Source organism: Nocardia amamiensis NBRC 102102, assembly GCF_001612745.1.
GTDB classification, from domain to species: domain Bacteria; phylum Actinomycetota; class Actinomycetes; order Mycobacteriales; family Mycobacteriaceae; genus Nocardia; species Nocardia amamiensis.
Genome location: NZ_BDBA01000240.1, coordinates 1 through 16,672, shown reverse-complemented (window position 1 = coordinate 16,672; position 16,672 = coordinate 1). Strand labels below are relative to the sequence as shown.

General features: G+C 68.8%; 14 protein-coding genes. 6 read left to right on the top strand and 8 right to left on the bottom strand.

Annotation, left to right across the window (positions count from 1 at the left end):
• Positions 1-629 (bottom strand): septation protein SepH (gene sepH, locus NA4_RS33000; RefSeq protein ID WP_157129447.1); only part of this gene is annotated, 629 nt, incomplete at its 3' end.
• Between the two features lie 210 nt (positions 630-839).
• Positions 840-1,964 (bottom strand): phosphoserine transaminase, encoded by a 1,125-nt coding sequence (gene serC, locus NA4_RS32995; protein WP_067479149.1) that lies wholly within the window; start codon positions 1,962-1,964, stop codon positions 840-842.
• 64 nt (positions 1,965-2,028) lie between these two features.
• Here serC and NA4_RS32990 point away from each other — a divergent pair, with 64 nt between their 5' ends.
• Positions 2,029-2,667 (top strand): hypothetical protein, encoded by a 639-nt coding sequence (locus NA4_RS32990; RefSeq protein WP_067479147.1) that lies wholly within the window; start codon positions 2,029-2,031, stop codon positions 2,665-2,667.
• Between the two features lie 196 nt (positions 2,668-2,863).
• On the opposite strand, the gene NA4_RS32985 is transcribed toward NA4_RS32990, so the two are convergent.
• Positions 2,864-4,012, bottom strand: a complete 1,149-nt coding sequence (locus NA4_RS32985; protein ID WP_067479158.1) for a citrate synthase 2 — start codon at positions 4,010-4,012, stop codon at positions 2,864-2,866.
• A gap of 121 nt (positions 4,013-4,133) precedes the next feature.
• Here NA4_RS32985 and pdxH point away from each other — a divergent pair, with 121 nt between their 5' ends.
• The 4 genes from pdxH (at position 4,134) to NA4_RS32965 (ending at position 8,116) form a co-directional block, all read left to right on the top strand.
• Complete coding sequence (pdxH, locus tag NA4_RS32980) at positions 4,134-4,862, top strand: pyridoxamine 5'-phosphate oxidase (protein WP_067479145.1); 729 nt, start codon at positions 4,134-4,136, stop codon at positions 4,860-4,862.
• 69 nt (positions 4,863-4,931) lie between these two features.
• Positions 4,932-6,212 carry an MFS transporter gene (locus NA4_RS32975; RefSeq protein WP_084497679.1) on the top strand — a complete coding sequence of 427 codons (1,281 nt, stop codon included), beginning with the start codon at positions 4,932-4,934 and terminating at the stop codon, positions 6,210-6,212.
• A 193-nt stretch (positions 6,213-6,405) separates the two neighbouring features.
• Complete coding sequence (locus NA4_RS32970) at positions 6,406-7,719, top strand: citrate synthase (protein WP_084497678.1); 1,314 nt, start codon at positions 6,406-6,408, stop codon at positions 7,717-7,719.
• Positions 7,720-7,756: 37 nt separating this feature from the next.
• Entirely contained in the window at positions 7,757-8,116 is a 360-nt protein-coding gene (locus tag NA4_RS32965) for an FKBP-type peptidyl-prolyl cis-trans isomerase (protein ID WP_067479143.1), read from the top strand.
• 98 nt (positions 8,117-8,214) lie between these two features.
• Here NA4_RS32965 and NA4_RS32960 read toward each other — a convergent pair whose 3' ends face one another.
• From NA4_RS32960 to NA4_RS32940, 5 genes are all read right to left on the bottom strand, one after another.
• Positions 8,215-9,384, bottom strand: coding sequence for a YhgE/Pip domain-containing protein (locus NA4_RS32960; protein WP_067479141.1), 1,170 nt, complete (start codon positions 9,382-9,384; stop codon positions 8,215-8,217).
• 91 nt (positions 9,385-9,475) lie between these two features.
• Entirely contained in the window at positions 9,476-10,870 is a 1,395-nt protein-coding gene (locus tag NA4_RS32955) for a HAMP domain-containing sensor histidine kinase (protein ID WP_084497677.1), read from the bottom strand.
• Positions 10,867-11,577: a response regulator transcription factor gene (locus tag NA4_RS32950; protein ID WP_067479139.1), complete on the bottom strand. Its 711-nt coding sequence runs from the start codon at positions 11,575-11,577 to the stop codon at positions 10,867-10,869. Before NA4_RS32950 ends, NA4_RS32955 begins: the two co-directional genes overlap by 4 nt.
• Positions 11,578-11,631: 54 nt before the next feature.
• A complete protein-coding gene (locus NA4_RS32945) occupies positions 11,632-12,018 on the bottom strand; it encodes a hemophore-related protein (protein WP_067479151.1) in 387 nt (128 codons plus the stop codon).
• 111 nt (positions 12,019-12,129) lie between these two features.
• Positions 12,130-14,190, bottom strand: coding sequence for an AMP-binding protein (locus tag NA4_RS32940; protein ID WP_067479137.1), 2,061 nt, complete (start codon positions 14,188-14,190; stop codon positions 12,130-12,132).
• A gap of 322 nt (positions 14,191-14,512) precedes the next feature.
• Between NA4_RS32940 and NA4_RS32935 the strand changes: the two genes are divergently transcribed.
• Positions 14,513-16,672: sensor histidine kinase (locus tag NA4_RS32935; RefSeq protein WP_157129446.1), on the top strand; the 2,160-nt coding region annotated here is incomplete at its 3' end.

The following is a 16,672-nucleotide window of genomic DNA, read 5'->3' as shown; positions in this document are numbered from 1 at the left end:
GGTTCCGGCTCGGCGGGCAGGATCGTCGCCAGCCCGCGCAGCGCGCGGCCGAAATCCGGATCGATCAGATCGGAGGCAGGATCGTCGAGCGGGGACACCGAGCCGCCGTGCGCGTCCGGCTGATAACGCCAGTGCGCGGCGATCTCGGAACGCCCGTTCTGCCACTGCAATTGGGCGACCCAGTACCCCTTCTCGTCTTTCCAGGCGTCCCACTCGGCGCCCTCGATGTTGTGCCCGCGCGCGGTGAAAGCGGCGGTGACCACATCGATGAGCGTTTCCACGGCGGGGCCGTCCGGACGCACGGGGTGCGCCTTCTGGGCGAGTTCGGCGGCACGGGCCCGCTCGAGCAGAACCGGATAGGCGAACCGCTCGACGCGGCTGGCCGGCATTCCGGATTCTTCGGTGACCTGTTCTACGGAGGCCCCTGCGCGAATACGGGCCTGGATATCGCGGGGACGCATAGTTGCTTCCATTTCGATCTCAATCTGGCCGAATCGGGCAAGGTCTCCGCGCGCGGCGGCTCGCAGTTTGTCGTCGGCGGGAAGCCGGAACTTCTGACCGGACTCGGTGTCGATACACACGATGTGCGTGGAGTCGGGCGTCACCCCGATCACTCGAAGTTCACGCACCGTTACCTCCTTATCGCGTCGACTCGCGACACCGCCCACTTTTCGAAACAGTAGTGCACATCTGAGATTCGTGGGGCAGGACACGCGGCACGGAAATCGCCAGTGCGACTCCCGTGCCCCGCTAATCTGCTCTATTCGCCCTCCCGCGCCTAATTTTTCGGCGTGTCGATCCCGGGCGTGTTGCGGCCGTGTGGCCGAAATGCGCGGCGGTCAGCCGAGATTCTGCACGACCCAGTCGATGGAGCGGGTCAGCTGGCTGATGTCGTCCGGATCGATCGCCGGGAACATGCCGATGCGCAGCTGGTTGCGGCCCAGCTTGCGGTAGGGCTCGGTGTCCACGATGCCGTTGGCGCGCAGCACCTTCGCCACGGCGGCCGCGTCGACCGAGTCGGCGAAGTCGATGGTGCCGACCACCTGCGAGCGGTGCGCCGGGTCCGCGACGTACGGGGTGGCGTACTCGCTGGACTCGGCCCAGGAGTACAGCCGCGACGAGGAGTCCAGCGTGCGCTTGACCGCCCAGTCCAAGCCGCCGTTGGCGCCCAGCCACTCGATCTGATCGGCGAACAGCAGCAGGGTGCCCAGAGCCGGGGTGTTGTAGGTCTGGTCCTTGGTGCTGTTGTCGATCGCGATCGGCAGCGACAGGAAGTCGGGCGTCCAGCGGCCCGACGCCTTGATCTCTTCCACTCGGGCCAGTGCGGCCGGGCTCATCAGCGCGACCCACAGGCCGCCGTCGGAGGCGAAGCACTTCTGCGGTGCGAAGTAGTAGACGTCGGCGTCGGTGATGGTCACCGGCAGACCGCCCGCGCCGGAGGTGGCGTCGATGGCGATCAAGGCGTGCTCCGAACCAGCCGGGCGCTGCACCGGGATGGAGACACCCGTAGAGGTCTCGTTGTGCGCCCAGCCGATCAGGTCCGCCGACGGGTCCGACACCGGCTCCGGCGCGCTGCCCGGCTCGGCCGAGACCACGATCGGGTCGCCGATGAACGGGTTGCCCTTGGTCACGGCGGCGAACTTGGAGCTGAACTCACCGTTGGTCAGATGCAGCGAGCGCTCCCGCACCAGGCCGAACGCCGCGGCGTCCCAGAACGCGGTGGTGCCGCCGTTGCCGAGCACCACCTCGTAGCCGTCCGGAAGGCCGAACAGGTCGCGCAGGCCCGAGCGCACCCGCGCGACCACGTCCTTGACCGGCTTCTGCCGATGCGAGGTTCCGAACACCGAGGCGCCGACGTTCACCAGAGTCTGCAGTTGCTCCGGGCGCACCTTGGAGGGGCCGCAGCCGAACCGTCCGTCGGCGGGCTTGAGATCGTCGGGAATGGTCGGAAACGCAGAGGTCATGGCGAACAGGGTAGTCGGTGGTGTCGCTGTGACGTCGCCCACGCTCCGGCTAACGTAGGCGCCCATGGGCATGCCGTCGGCTAACTCGGGGTGGCGACTGCGCGAGCGGGTGCGGAATATCCGGCTGCGCGGCGCGACGGTCTCGGATTCCACGCGGCGGGAGTTGCTGATTCGCGGGGATCCCGGGTCGGCGACCGTTCTCGGCGCGCGTCCGCGGCGCACCGAACCCGGTCATGTGTTCTGGGTCCGGGTCCAGCTGGACGGGGAGTTCCCCTACGAGACCCGGGTCCGGCAACGGGTGACGCAGGCCGACCTGGAGTGGATGCAGCCCGGCGACGTCGTGTGCTGCCGGGTGGACCCGGGCGACCGCGACCGCTTGGTGCTGTATGTGCCCGACATCGAGGAGACGGGGCGGGCGAGCATCGCGAAGATCCTCGCCGACGGCCGCCGGGCCGACGCCACCGTGCTCGCCGCCGCGCCGGTCGCGGCCGACTACTCCGGCCGCGACGACCCTGTGCTGCGGCTCGACCTCGAGCTACGCGCCTGGGACGAGGCCCAGCCGTGGCGGGTCCGCCTGGTCCAGCCGGTGCCGCTGCACGCCATCGGCTTGGTCGACCTCGGCCAGCACCTGGAGGTCGCCTTCTTCGAGGTCGACCGCGGCGAAACCGTGGCTGTTGATTGGGCCGCCTCGCTCGAGGAGTGAAGCATCATTCGAGCGCCTACCGGTGCACGAACGGAAACCCATGCGCGGATCTTCGCTGGCGCCGCCATCATGCCCACGCGGTTTCCGAGTGCGGCCTATGGGTGGACCAAGCCCTGCGATGCCACGCGAGCCGGACATTGACAGCGGGACAACGTCTTCCGCTGACCTGTCCGGCTCGCGTGGCATCGTGCTCCGACTAGGTGTGGGCGATCGACGCCCAGCCCTCGACGTCCTCGGGCTTGCGGGGACCGGGCCCGGTGTAGATGGCCGCCGGGCGGACCAGCTTGCCCAGCTGCTTCTGCTCCAGGATGTGCGCGCACCAGCCCGCGGTGCGGCCACAGGTGAACATGGCCGGCATCATGTGCGCGGGCACCTCGGCGAAGTCCAGGATCACCGCGGCCCAGAACTCGACGTTGGTCTCGATGGCGCGGTCGGGACGGCGCTCGCGCAGCTCGGCGAGCGCGGCCTGCTCCAGCGCGGCGGCGACTTCGTAGCGCGGGGCGGCCAGGCGCTTCGCGGTGGCGCGCAGCACCCGGGCGCGCGGATCCTCGGCCCGGTACACCCGGTGGCCGAAGCCCATCAGCTTCTCTTTGCGGTCCAGGATGCCCTTCACCAGAGCGCGTGCGTCGCCGGTCCGCTCGACCTCTTCGATCATCGGGAGCACGCGCGCGGGCGCGCCGCCGTGCAGCGGGCCGGACATGGCGCCGATCGCGCCGGACAGCGAGGCCGCCACGTCGGCGCCGGTCGAGGCGATCACCCGGGCGGTGAAGGTGGAGGCGTTCATGCCGTGCTCGGCGGCGGAGACCCAGTAGGCGTCGATGGCTTCGGTGTGGCGCGGGTCGGGGTCACCCTTCCAGCGGGTCATGAAACGCGCGGTGACCGTGGTGCACTCGTCGATCTTCTTCTGCGGGACGGCGGGCTGGTAGATGCCGCGCGCGGACTGCGCGACGTAGGACAGCGCCATCACCGAGGCGCGGGCCAGGTTCTCCCGCGCGGTCTCGTCATCGATGTCCAGCAGCGGCTGGTAGCCCCAGATCGGCGCGAGCATGGCCAAGCCCGCCTGCACGTCGACGCGCACGTCACCGGTGTGTACCGGCAGTGGGAATGGTTCGGCAGGCGGTAGGCCCCGGCCGAAGGATCCGTCTACCAGCAGGGCCCACACGTCACCGAAGGTCACCTGGCTGGCCACCAGGTCCTCGATGTCGACGCCGCGGTAGCGCAGCGCGCCGCCGTCCTTGTCCGGTTCGGCGATGTCGGTGGTGAAAGCAACCACGCCCTCCAGGCCACTGACGAAATCGCTGGGTACGGTGGCATGCCCACCGGACACCGCGGGGCTGGTAGTCATGTTGCGACTCTCCTTGCGCTTGGGTCGCATGTTCTCGCCGCTGAGAAGATGTCGGATTTGACGAGCACATGCCGATCATCAAAACCTTAGACCCTCGCTACCCCGGAGTAACGTCTGGCCCATGCGTGACCTGGACAATTCACCTCCCGGCAACGAAACGGCGGATGTGCTGCCTGCCACCGATCTCGCCGCCATGCGGGTGGACTACGGCGGGCTGCCGCACGGCGGCAACGAGGACGTCGACCTGGACGAGACCTGGCTGGCCGGCGGCTGGGAGCCGCTGCTGCGGCACTGGATCGAACAGGCCACCGCGGTCGGTATCGCCGAACCCAACGCCATGGTGCTGGCCACGGTCTCGGTCGTGGACAGCACACCCCGGCCGGTAGCGCGAACGGTGCTGTGTAAAGGGCTCTCGCCGGAAGGTGTGATCTTCTACACGAACTACGACTCGGACAAGGGCGCCCAGCTGGCCGCCGTACCGTACGCCGCGGTCACGTTCGTCTGGCCCGCCCTGGGTCGGCAAGTGCACCTGCGCGGCGCAGTGGAGCGGGTGCCCGCCGAGACCACGGCGGCCTACTGGCGTTCCCGGCCGCGGGACTCGCAGCTGGGCGCCTGGGCGTCCCGCCAGTCCAAGCCGATCGGCTCGCGGGCCGAACTGGACCGCACGCTGGCCGAGGCGACCACGCGATTCGCCGACGTCGACGAGATCCCGGTGCCGCCGCACTGGGGTGGATTCCTGCTCCGCCCTGTCGAGGTCGAGTTCTGGCAGGGACGCCGCGGCCGGCTGCACAACCGGATCCGGGTGCGTATCGCGGACGGCACGTCCACGGTGGAACGCTTGCAGCCCTGAGGTATTCCCACCCCACGCGTGAGAATTCTCGCGTCGAACCCGGCAAGTGGACTGGATACGCTGCGGCCGGTGAAACTGCTCGCCGACACGACCCCGTTGCGCCACCCGGATTTCCGACGCTTGTGGGGCTCGGGCATCGTCACCATGATCGGTGCGCAGCTGTCCATCGTCGCGGTGCCGCAGCAGGTCTTCCAGATCACCGGCAGCTCCGGCTATGTCGGTTTGGCCGGGTTGTTCGGCCTGGTGCCGCTGATCGTGTTCGGCTTGTGGGGCGGCGCGCTCGCCGACGTGCTGGACCGGCGCAAACTCTTGCTGATCACCAATTCCGGCACCGGGCTCACCGCGCTCGCCTTCTGGCTGCAATCGGCCGCCGGGGTGGACAACGTGTGGATCGTGCTCGGCCTGCTCGCGGTGCAACAAGCGTTCTTCGCGGTGAACCAGCCGACCCGCAGCGCGGCCATTCCCCGCCTGCTGCCGGAAGGCCAACTGGCCGCGGCGAATTCGCTGAACATGACGGTGATGCAGTTCGGCGCGATCGCCGGGCCGGTACTGGCGGGCGTGCTCATCCCGGTCGTCGGTCTGGCCACGCTCTATTTGATCGACGCCGTCGCGCTGCTGGCCACGCTCTGGGCGGTCTGGCGGCTGCCCGCCCTGCCGCCGACCGGAACCGTGCGCCGCGCCGGGTTCCGCACGGTGCTGGAGGGTTTCGGATACCTCGCGACCCAGCGGGTGCTGCTCGCGTCGTTCGCGGTGGACGTGATCGCCATGGTGTTCGGCATGCCGCGGGCGCTCTTCCCGCAGATCGCGCACGAAACCTTCGGCGACCCGTCCACCGGCGGCGTTGCACTCGGTTTGCTGTTCGCCTCGATGTCGGCGGGCGCCGTGCTCGGCGGCGTATTCTCCGGCTGGATTCCGCGCATCCGCCGCCAGGGCCTGGCCGTGCTGGTCTGCATCGCGCTGTGGGGCCTGGCCATGGTGGGATTCGGTGTCGCCGTCGGGTTCACCGGGCACGGGCTCGGCCTCGGCGTGGGGTTGTGGATCGCGCTGGCCTGCTCGGCCTTCGGCGGTGCGGTGGACATGGTCTCGGCCGCGTTGCGGGTCACCATGCTGCAGACCGTCGCCACCGACGACTTGCGCGGGCGGCTGCAAGGCGTGTTCACCGTGGTTGTCGCGGGCGGCCCGCGCATCGGTGATGTTGCCCACGGTTTCGCGGCGGCGAGCCTGGGTACTGCTGTGGCCGCGGCCGGAGGAGGCGTACTCGTGGTGGTCGGCGTCGGGATCGCGGCGATCGCGTTTCCGACCTTCACGCGTTACCGTGTCCGTCGCCCTACTGCTGAAATAGCTGTCTGAAGTGCACCGCTAACGCCGGGCGACCGCATATCGGCGTGGTTGCGAAACCTCACCGCGCCGCGATGTGTTTGTGAGCCGCCGCAGGACTACCCTCCGGTATTGTCCGCGTCGGTGAACGGCTAGCGTTGAGGCAAGCGCAGCGTGCGCCGACCCGCGCCGGTGCCTGTGGTTCTAGCCTGAGAGGGATCCTTCCGTGCCCGCTGAGAACATCATCAACGTCGACGACGACGCCAAGCCGGTCCTTTCCTATCCCGGCGGGGAGTTCCCGATGACGGTCGCCAAGGCCGCCGAGGGCAACGACGGGATCGAGCTGGGGAAGCTGCTGGCCAGCACCGGGTATGTGACCTACGACCCGGGCTTCATGAACACCGCCCCGACCAAGTCGGCGATCACCTACATCGACGGTGAGGCGGGCATCCTGCGCTACCGCGGCTACCCGATCGACCAGCTCGCGTCGGCGTCCACCTTCATCGAGGTCAGCTACCTGCTGATCTACGGCGAGCTGCCCACCCAGGCCCAGCTCGACGACTTCACCAACCGCATCCGCAGGCACACCCTGCTGCACGAGGACCTGAAGCGGTTCTTCGACGGCTTCCCGCGCAACGCGCACCCGATGCCGGTGCTGTCCTCGGCGGTGAACGCGCTGTCGGCCTACTACCAGGACTCGCTGGACCCGCGCGACCCCGAACAGGTCGAGCTGTCCACCATCCGATTACTGGCCAAGCTGCCCACCATCGCGGCCTACTCGTACAAGAAGTCGGTCGGCCAGCCCTTCCTCTACCCGGACAACTCGCTGAGCCTGGTGGAGAACTTCCTGCGGATGACCTTCGGCTTCCCGGCCGAGCCCTACGAGGTCGACCCCGAGGTCGCCGCCGCCCTGGACATGCTGCTCATCCTGCACGCCGACCACGAGCAGAACTGCTCCACCTCGACCGTGCGCCTGGTCGGCTCGTCCGACGCCAACCTGTTCACCTCGGTGTCCGGCGGCATCAACGCGCTGTGGGGCCCGCTGCACGGCGGCGCCAACCAGGCGGTGCTGGAGATGCTCGACGGCATCAAGGCCAGCGGCGGCAACGTCAAGGAGTTCATCCGCAAGGTCAAGGACAAGGAAGACGGGGTGAAGCTCATGGGCTTCGGACACCGCGTCTACCGCAACTACGACCCGCGCGCATCGATCGCCAAGAAGCACGCCGACGCCATCCTCAGCAAACTGGGCGGCGCCGACGAACTGTTCGAGATCGCTCAGGCCCTGGAAGAGGCCGCGCTCACCGACGACTACTTCATCCAGCGGCGCCTGTACCCGAACGTCGACTTCTACACCGGCGTCATCTACAAGGCGATGGGCTTCCCGACCCGCATGTTCACCGTGCTGTTCGCGATGGGCCGGCTCCCCGGCTGGATCGCGCACTGGCGCGAAATGCACAGCGAGCCTTTGAAGATCGGCCGTCCCCGGCAGATCTACACCGGCTACGGCGCCCGCGATTACCGCGAGATCACCAACCGCTGACCGAATACCGACCACTACCCATCGAAGGGGATACCGAATGACCAAACCGGAGATCGAGTTCCAAGAAGGGCCCGCGCCCACCGAGCTGGTGGTCAAGGACATCATCGAAGGCGACGGCAAAGAAGCCGTGCCCGGTGGCACCGTCGAGGTGCACTACGTGGGAGTCGAATTCGAATCCGGTGAGGAGTTCGACTCGTCCTGGAACCGGGGCGAGTCCATCACCTTCCCGCTGCGCGGCCTGATCCAGGGCTGGCAGGACGGAATCCCCGGCATGAAGGTCGGCGGCCGCCGTCAGCTGACCATCCCGCCGGAGCTGGCCTACGGCCCGGCCGGTGCAGGCCACAAGCTGTCGGGCAAGACGCTGGTCTTCGTGATCGATCTGCTCAGCGCCAACTGATCGGGTGCGCGGCCGCGAAGGTGGCCCCGCGCACGCGCGTTCGACTCGGACATGGCTCGTGCTTCGCACTGCGAAGCGCGAGCCATTGTCGTACTCCCTCACTCCCGGACGATTTCGACCGGGTCGGTGAGGGCCAGCGCCAGAGCGGATTGCTGGGCGCCGGTGCCTTGTGGCAGGGCGGCGACGGCCTTGTCGGTCTGGGTGCTCAGGTTGTCCACGATGTTCCGCAGCTGGGTGACGCCACCGGTGAGCTGGCCGATGGCGCTGACCAGTTGGGTCCCGCCCTGCTCGGCGAGTTGCGGCAGGCCCTCGGCCAGCTTCGCGCCCTCCGACAGTTGGGCGCTCGCGCTGGTCAGGCGGTCGACGACGGTGCGGAGCAGGGTGCCAAGATCGGTGTCCGGGTCGACCGCGTCGCCGACCAGCGAGCCGAGGCCGGTGAGCTGGGCGCCCGCCTGGCTGGACACGCCACGCAGCGCTTCGAGTTTTCCGATGATGTCGGCCAGCGCGGGATCGTTCGCGAAGGGCAATGCGCGCAGCAGCGGCAGAACTTGGTCTAGTCCGCCGCTCACCGTATTCGCCGTCTGTTCCACCTGCGCGATCGTGATGCCGGTCGAATCCAGCGCCGCGGCGAGTTGATTCGCTTGCGCGGCGGCGCCGTCCACGGTCGAGTTCAGCAGCGCGATCGCCGAAGTGAGTTGTGCCGAGCCCTGGCGGGCGAAGTCGAGGAAGCCGAGCAGCTGATCGGCGCCGGAACTGAACTGGCCTGCGCCTGCGGCGGCCGCGTCGACGCCCGCGCCCAGCAGTTGGGCGGTGAACCGCACCTGCGACATCTGCGACCGGGCCTGTGCGACGGCGGTGAGCGCGGCGTCCACCCCGACCGCGCCGATCCGCCGCGTCACCTCGGTCACCGCGCCGTTCACCAGGTCGGCGTCGGCGTCGTGATGTGTGTCCACGGTGACCTTGGCCCGCTTGGGCTGTGTTCCGGCGAGGGTGCCGATCGACTCGGTGAGGTCGGTGGGCAGGGTGATGACCGCGGCGTAGTCGCGGGTGCTCGCCTCGCCCGGCGCGGCAGTGGTCCACTCGTAGCCACCGGCCTCCTGCAACGCCTTGACGACGCGCGCACCGGTCGGCCCGGTATCGGCGTTGACCAGGGCGATCGTCCGCGGGGCCCGATCGGACCCGGTATACGTGACGATTCCGGCGCCCAACCCGCCAGCGGCGAGGAGAGCAACGGCGAGAAGTGCCCAGCGGGCGCGTTTTCCGATCACGCTCGCAGACCTTAAACACGAGTTATGGTCGGGCCCATGGCGTTTCTCTGAGAGTTGACTAAGGGGATTGCAGCGCCGCAGGCGCTGCAAATCAAACACTGCTGGGAAGGTCGAGGACCAGGCGGATGCCACCGAGGGTGCCCTCGTCGAAATAGGCCCGGCCGCCATGTAACTGGGCCTGCTGGGCGACCAGGGCGAGGCCGAGGCCGGAGCCGCCTTTGCTGGCCTCGCTGCCGCGGAAGAAGCGGTCGAAGACGGCTTGGCGCTCGTGCGGCGGGATGCCGCGGCCGTTGTCGTCGACACTGATCACGATGTGGCCGTTCGGCGCTCGGTGCGCGGAGACCAAGGCCTCGGTGGCTCCACCGTGCTTGACCGAGTTGGCCAGCGCGTTGTCCACCGCCAAGCGCAGCCCGGCGGGGAGACCACGGGTCACCAGTTCGGCGTCGGAGTCGATCCGCACGGTGAGGCCGGGGAAATGCCGCATGGCGTCGTGCGCGGCCTGGTCGCACAGGTCGCCGACGTCGGTGGCAACGTGGTCACGCTCGTTGGTCAGGTCACCGGTGGCCAGCCGCTCCAGCGCCGCGAGTGTCGTCTCCACCCGGCCCTGGCTGCGTTGCAGGTCGTCGAGGATCTCCGCGCGCTGCGCCTCGTCGAGATCGAGGGTGCGCAGTACTTCCAGGTCGGTGCGCATCGCGGTGAGCGGGGTGCGCAGCTCATGGGCGGACACGGCGGCGAAGTCGCGCGCGGTCTCCAGCGCGGCGGCGGTCTCGGCCTGCGCCTGATCCACCCGGTGCAGCATGGTGTTGACCGCGTCGGCCAGCTTCTCCGACTCGTGCACGCCGGCCCCCTCCACCGGTGGCTGCGGGTGGCGCGGATCGGGGAACGCGCTGCGCGCGCCGACCTGCCGGGTGAGCCGGACGATCGGGCGCACCGCGGCCCCCGCGAGCAGCCAGCCGAGCCCCGCGGCGGCGGCGATGGACAGCAGGGCGCCGCCGAGCACCCATCGCTGCTGCTCCGCGGTGGCCTCGGCCGCTCCAGCGGCGGGGATGCCTAGCGAAACCACCCGTCCCGCGGGCTGATTCTCCGTCGTGGTGAGAATCCGGTACGGAGTGCCGCCCACCGTGACGGTGCGCGAACCGGTCGGCAGCGCGGGCAGTTCGGTGGTCGTACTGGCGACGATGTTGCCGTTGTCCCGGACGGTCACCGCCATGTCGGTGTTCAGCCCGGTCAGGCTGATGAACCGGACCGCGATCTGCGGCTCGATCAGCACGATGCGCGCCGCGATGGCGAGTTGCTGGTCGGACTGCTGCACGTTGTTGCGCTCGATGGCGCGGATGCTGATCAGGCTGATCAGGGTCACGATGACGATCGCGCCTGCGGCCGCGGCGCCCGCGACCCGGGTACGCAGTGAGAACGACCGCCGCCGAGGGGTTTTCGGCGATGCGGTGGAGGCGTCCGCCGCGGGCGCGTCGGGGTCCGCGCTCATTTCGGCGCTCGCAGCACGAACCCGACGCCGCGGATCGTGTGCAGCAACCTGGGTGTGTTGCTCACCTCCAGCTTGCGGCGCAGGTAGCCGACGAAGACGTCCACCACATTGGTATCGGCGGCGAAGTCGTAGCCCCACACCAGTTCCAGTAGGCGTTCCCTGCTCAGCACCACGCCGACGTTCCTGGCCAGCGTGGACAACAGCTCGAATTCCCGCTTGGTGAGCTCGATCTCGCGGCCGTGCAGCAGCGCGCGGTAGCCGGCGACATCCACCTCCAGCGGTCCGACGGTGATCGCGCCGGGGGTGGCCGGGGCAGGTGTGTCGGACCGCCGGCGCAGCAGCGCCCTGATCCGCGCCACCAGCTCCTTGAGCACGAACGGCTTGACCAGGTAATCGTCCGCGCCGGACTCCAAGCCGGAGATGCGGTCGTCCACCGACGCGCGAGCGCTGAGCACACAGATCGGCACCTCGTTGCCCATCGCGCGCAACGCGGTGACCACGCCCGCGCCGTCGAGCACCGGCATGTTCATGTCCAGCACGACGGCATCGGGCGCCTGTTCGCTCACGGTGCGCAGCGCCTGCGCCCCGTCCCTGGCGACCAGCACTTGGAAACCGGACAGCCGCAGCCCGCGCTCGACCGACGCGAGCACGTCCTCGTCGTCGTCTACGACCAGAACCGTCGGGCTAGATGTCGTCACGTCATCCATTTTGCGCTGGGCAGCCTCTCCGGGGCGTCAGGTCGGCTGGTAGCTGTCGGTTGGTCAGTAGCTGTGGCAGGAGTCGGCGACGATGCGGATGGTGTCGCGCAGCTGCGCGGTGCGCGGGTCGCTCTCCGCCTCGCGCACGGCGTCGGGGTTCTCGTCGATGGCCCGTTGCAACTCGGCTCGCCGCTGCTGCACAGGTTGCTCGAATTTGCGCTGCAGCTCGGCCTTCTGGGCCGGGTTGGCGTCGAGCATCGCGGCCAGTTGCGGCGCCTTGGCGTGCAGTGCGGCATCGATCTGGGCAAAGGAGCAGTCCGAGGTCAGCAGCGGCTCGGCGAGTTCCATCGGGCCCGCGCTCGCGATCGCTGGGCTCAGGAACACGGCGATCGTCGCGAATCCGCCCGCGGCGAGCGCGGCGACGGCGGGACGGCCTACGGAACGCTTCATGATGTGGTGCCTCCAGATCATCGAATGGTTGCGGTGCGGTCTCGAGGCTATTTCGAACGGCTGGCACCGAGATGAACGTCCTCTGTGGAAACTCTGAGGACGCGAGCGATCTCAGGACGGCGCAACCGGATCCACGTCGGGTGCCACGACATTGTCGGGGTTATCGCTGCTGTTGCGCGCCGGTCCCCACTCCGGACGGGCCGCGCGGATCTGCTCCTCCAGTGCCGAGAGCACTCCGGGATCGTCGATGGTGGACGGCACCTCGAATGTCTCGCCCGAGGTGATCTGCCGGATGGTTTTGCGCAGGATCTTGCCGGACCTGGTCTTGGGCAGCGCCGTCACGATGATCACGTCGTGCAGGGTGGCGATCGCGCCGACCTGGGTGCGCACCCGCTCGATCAGTTCGTCGCGCAGCTGCCGCGGATCGATCTCGACACCCGACTTGAGCACCACATAGGCCACCGGCCGGTGGCCCTTGAGCTCGTCGGGCAGGCCGATGACGGCACATTCGGCGACCGTGTCGTGCCCGGCGATGGCGGCCTCGATGCTGCCCGCGGAGAGCCGATGCCCGGCCATGTTGATCACGTCGTCGCTGCGGCCGAGGACATACAGGTAGCCGTCCTCGTCGAAGTAGCCGGAGTCGCCGGTGAGGTAGTGGCCGGGATACGCCGAAAGATAGGAGCGCTCGTAGCGGGCGTCGTCGCGCCATAGCCCGGTGAGTGTGCCGGGCGGCAGCGGTAATCCGATGACGATATTGCCCTCGGTGTTGGGCGCCACCGCGTTGCCGGAGGAATCCAGTACGCGCAGCCGATAGCCCGGCACCGGCACCGAAGCCGAGCCCGGCTTGATCGGCAGCTGCTGCAGCCCCAGGGGGTTCGCGCAGATCGGCCAGCCCGTCTCGGTCTGCCACCAGTGATCGACGACGGGGCAGTCGGAGCGGCCCGCGAGCAGGGTCTCGTCCGCCCAGGTGTAGGTGGCCGGATCCAGCCGTTCGCCCGCGCAGAACAGCGCGCGCAGTGAGGACAGGTCCCAGGCGCGGGCCAGCTCGGCGCCTGGGTCGGCCTTGCGGATGGCGCGTAACGCGGTCGGCGCGGTGAACAGCACGTTGACCTGGTACCGGTCGACCACGCGCCAGTACGCGCCCGCGTCCGGCGTGCCGACCGGCTTGCCTTCGTACAGCAGCGTGGTCGCTCCGACCAGCAGCGGTCCGTAGACGATGTAGGAGTGGCCGACCACCCAGCCGACATCGGAGGCCGCCCACATCACCTGGCCCGCGTCGACGTTGTAGACGTTGCGCATGGACCAGGCAAGCGCCACCGCGTGCCCGCCGTTGTCCCGCACCACGCCCTTGGGCTTCCCGGTGGTGCCGGAGGTGTAGAGGACGTACAGCGGATCGGTCGCCGCGACCGGTACCGGGTCGGCCGGTGGCGCGTCGCGGACCGCGTCGTCCCAGTCGAGCCACTGCGCGGCCACGGTTTCCGTCGAGCTCGGTAAGTACTCGGTCGCGGGCTGCGGCGGTGCGAAATGGATGGTCTCGAACTGCGACCGCTGCTTGACGATCACGGTGCGCGGTGCGGTGGTGGTGGCGAGCTCCAGAGCCTGCAACACGATCGGCGGATACTCGATCGTCCGGCCGGGCTCCAGGCCCCCGGACGCTGTGATGATCAACACCGGCTCCGCGTCATCGATGCGGGCGGCCAGCTCCGGCGCGGCGAAGCCGCCGAACACCACCGAGTGGACCGCGCCGATGCGCGCGCAGGCCAGCATCGCGATCACCGCTTCGGGGATCATCGGCAGGTAGATCACCACGCGGTCGCCCGCCGAGACGCCGAGCCGCAGCATCGCTCCAGCGAACCGGGACACCTCCGCGAGCAGCTCCGCGTAGGTGTAGACGACGCTGGCACCGGTCATAGCGGAGTCGTATATTAGTGCGGGCTGATCGGCGCGACCGGCATCTCCGGGGGTGGTCGGGTGCACGTGCCGGTCGAGCGCGTTGAAGGAGGTGTTGAGTCGGGCGTCGGGAAACCATCTGGCCACCGGGCGGGCGTTGGTATCGACGACCTGAGTGGGTGGCACCTCCCAGTCGATCGCTTCGGCCGCGCCGGCCCAGAACTCGGCGGGATCCACCAAGCTGGTCTGATAGGCCGGTCGGTACTCCTGCCGCACGTTCAAACCCGTGACTCCCTAGCCTCGCCTCGATGCCCGCCTCGATAGATCTGGTTGATTGTGGCAGACTTCACGCGACGCCCGGGTGGGTGCCGCGACCTTTGGTTTTGCCTGGAACTGGCAGGTCAATGATCGCGACATCACGCCAAGGCACCCAAGAAGTTATTGATCCGTTAGAATCTGATGTCACTTATTTGGGCCGTCGTAGGACGCAATCTCTCGGCCAGCCGCAGTTCTCGGCCAGCTCCACCTGTCGAGCCATGCAACACGATCGTGGAGGTTCGGCTGATGGTGCTCGGTAGAGGCCAGTTTGGAAAGTGAGTGGGACATGCGTGACGCCGCTAGGTCCGGCAGTAAGCGCTGGGCGCTCGGCAACTGGGACCTGCGCTGGAAGGTCACGGCGGTGCTCGCCGTGCCGCTGGCGGTCGCAGTCGGGCTCGGCGTGTCCAGGATCTCGTCGGAGTTCGCAGAATCCAACCGGCTCGCCGACATCGCCGAGAACGTGGCCGCCATCCCGGTGGTCACCGGTCTCAGCGCGCAGACCGCGACCACCGCGGCCTCGCAAATGATCTCGCTGGGGACCAACCAGTCCATCGTGACCGATCAGACCCTGGTGGATCTGGACAAGGCGATCGCCAGCGCCGAGAAGTCGGCCTACCAGCTCGACGGCGTGCCCGGTGCGCGCGAGGCCTTCGACGGCATGCTTACCCAGGCCAAGGCCGTGCGCGCGCAGGGAAAGGCGGTCACCACCGCTCCGCCGTCGGAGACCCTCGCGTTGATCGACCGTGTGCGCAACGACAGCGTCAGCATCGTCGAGGGCACGGTCAGCCAGGTCAGCGATACCGCCGTCGATGCGGCCAAACTGCGTCTGGTCGACTCGCTCAACACCCGTGTCACGCTGGTCGGCCAGCTCGCCGCCTTCTCCGAGGTGTTGCGTGGCCAACAGTCCGGTGTGCAGAACTTCCTCATCACGTCCAACACCGAGCGTGCGCTGCTGAATGTGCTCGCGCACCGCTTCTCCGACGGCGACACCGCGATCGCCGACCTGCGCGCGGGCATCGACACCAGATACGCGCTGCTCACCAGCCCGCAGTCCCAGGCAGGCCAGTTCCCGGTCGGTGACCTGCGGAAGTCGATGATCGACAGTCTCGCGGTCTACGAGCACGTCGTCAGCAAGGCGACCAAGGACATCGACTCCGCGATGCAGACGCTGGTGTCCACGGCCCAGCGCGACGCGTGGACCTATACCGCGGTCGTCATCGCGACCATCCTCGCCGCGCTGCTGCTCGCGGTGTTCGTCGCCCGCTCGATGATCGTCCCGCTGCACCGGCTGCGCTTGGCCGCTCTGCGCGTCGCCGAGAGCGACCTGCCTGCGGAGGTCGCCCAGCTCCGCCACGGCGCCTCGCCGGAAGAAGTCCCGCTGGAACCGATGCCGGTGCGCAGCACCGAGGAGATCGGTCAGCTCGCCCGCGCGGTCGACGACATCCACGGCCAGGCGCTGCGTCTGGCGAGCGAGCAGGCGAAGATGCGTGCGCAGGTCAACGACATGTTCGAGACCCTGGCGCGGCGGTCCAAGTCGCTCGTCGACCATCAGCTCACGCTCATCGAGGCGATGGAGTACGACGAGAAGGACCCGCGCCTGCTCGAAAACCTCTTCCGGCTCGACCACCTCGCCGCGCGTATGCGCCGAAACGGCGACAACCTGCTGATTCTCGCCGGCACCAGGCAGCGCCGCAGCAAGTCCGCTCCGGTCGAGATCGCCGACGTGCTGCGTGCCGCGATCTCCGAGGTCGAGGATTACGAGCGCGTGAAGCTCGGTGCCACGCCGCGCGGTTCGCTGAAAGAGCCGGCCGCCTCCGACCTCGCGCACCTGTTCGCCGAGCTGTTGGACAACGCGCTGCGCGCCTCGCCGCCGGAGACCGACGTCAAGTTCACTTTCGCGCAGGCGCACGACCAGGGCCTGCTCATCGAGGTCGCCGACCGTGGCATCGGTATGCCGCCCGCCGAGATGGCCGACATCAACCGGCGCCTCGAGCAGACCGCCGAGCCAGGGCCCGACACGGCCCGCCACATGGGTCTCTTCGTGGTCGGCAGGCTCGCCGAGCGGCACGGCCTCACCGTGCGGCTGCGCGCGACCTTCGACACCGCTCGCGATCCGGGCGTGACCGTGACCGTGCACGTGCCGGTCGGACTTATCGTCGCGGGTAAGCCGAGCGCGGGGCAGGCGGTCACTCCGCAGCCCTCGCCGCAGCCCGTCAAGCCGCAGCGTCCGTCGTCGATGCAGATGCGGGCGGTCACGCGCACTCCGGGGGGCAATGTGATGGTCACCGTGGATCCCGGGGTCAGCGGCCCCATTCCGGTCACCGAGTCCGCAAGCCCTGCGCCCGCCGCGCCGCCCAGCGCGCCTGCTCCCACCGGCCCGGGTGGTCTGCCCCAGCGGCAGCCGGGTTCGTCGGCGATGTCGTCCGGTCTGCGTTCGGAGGGACAG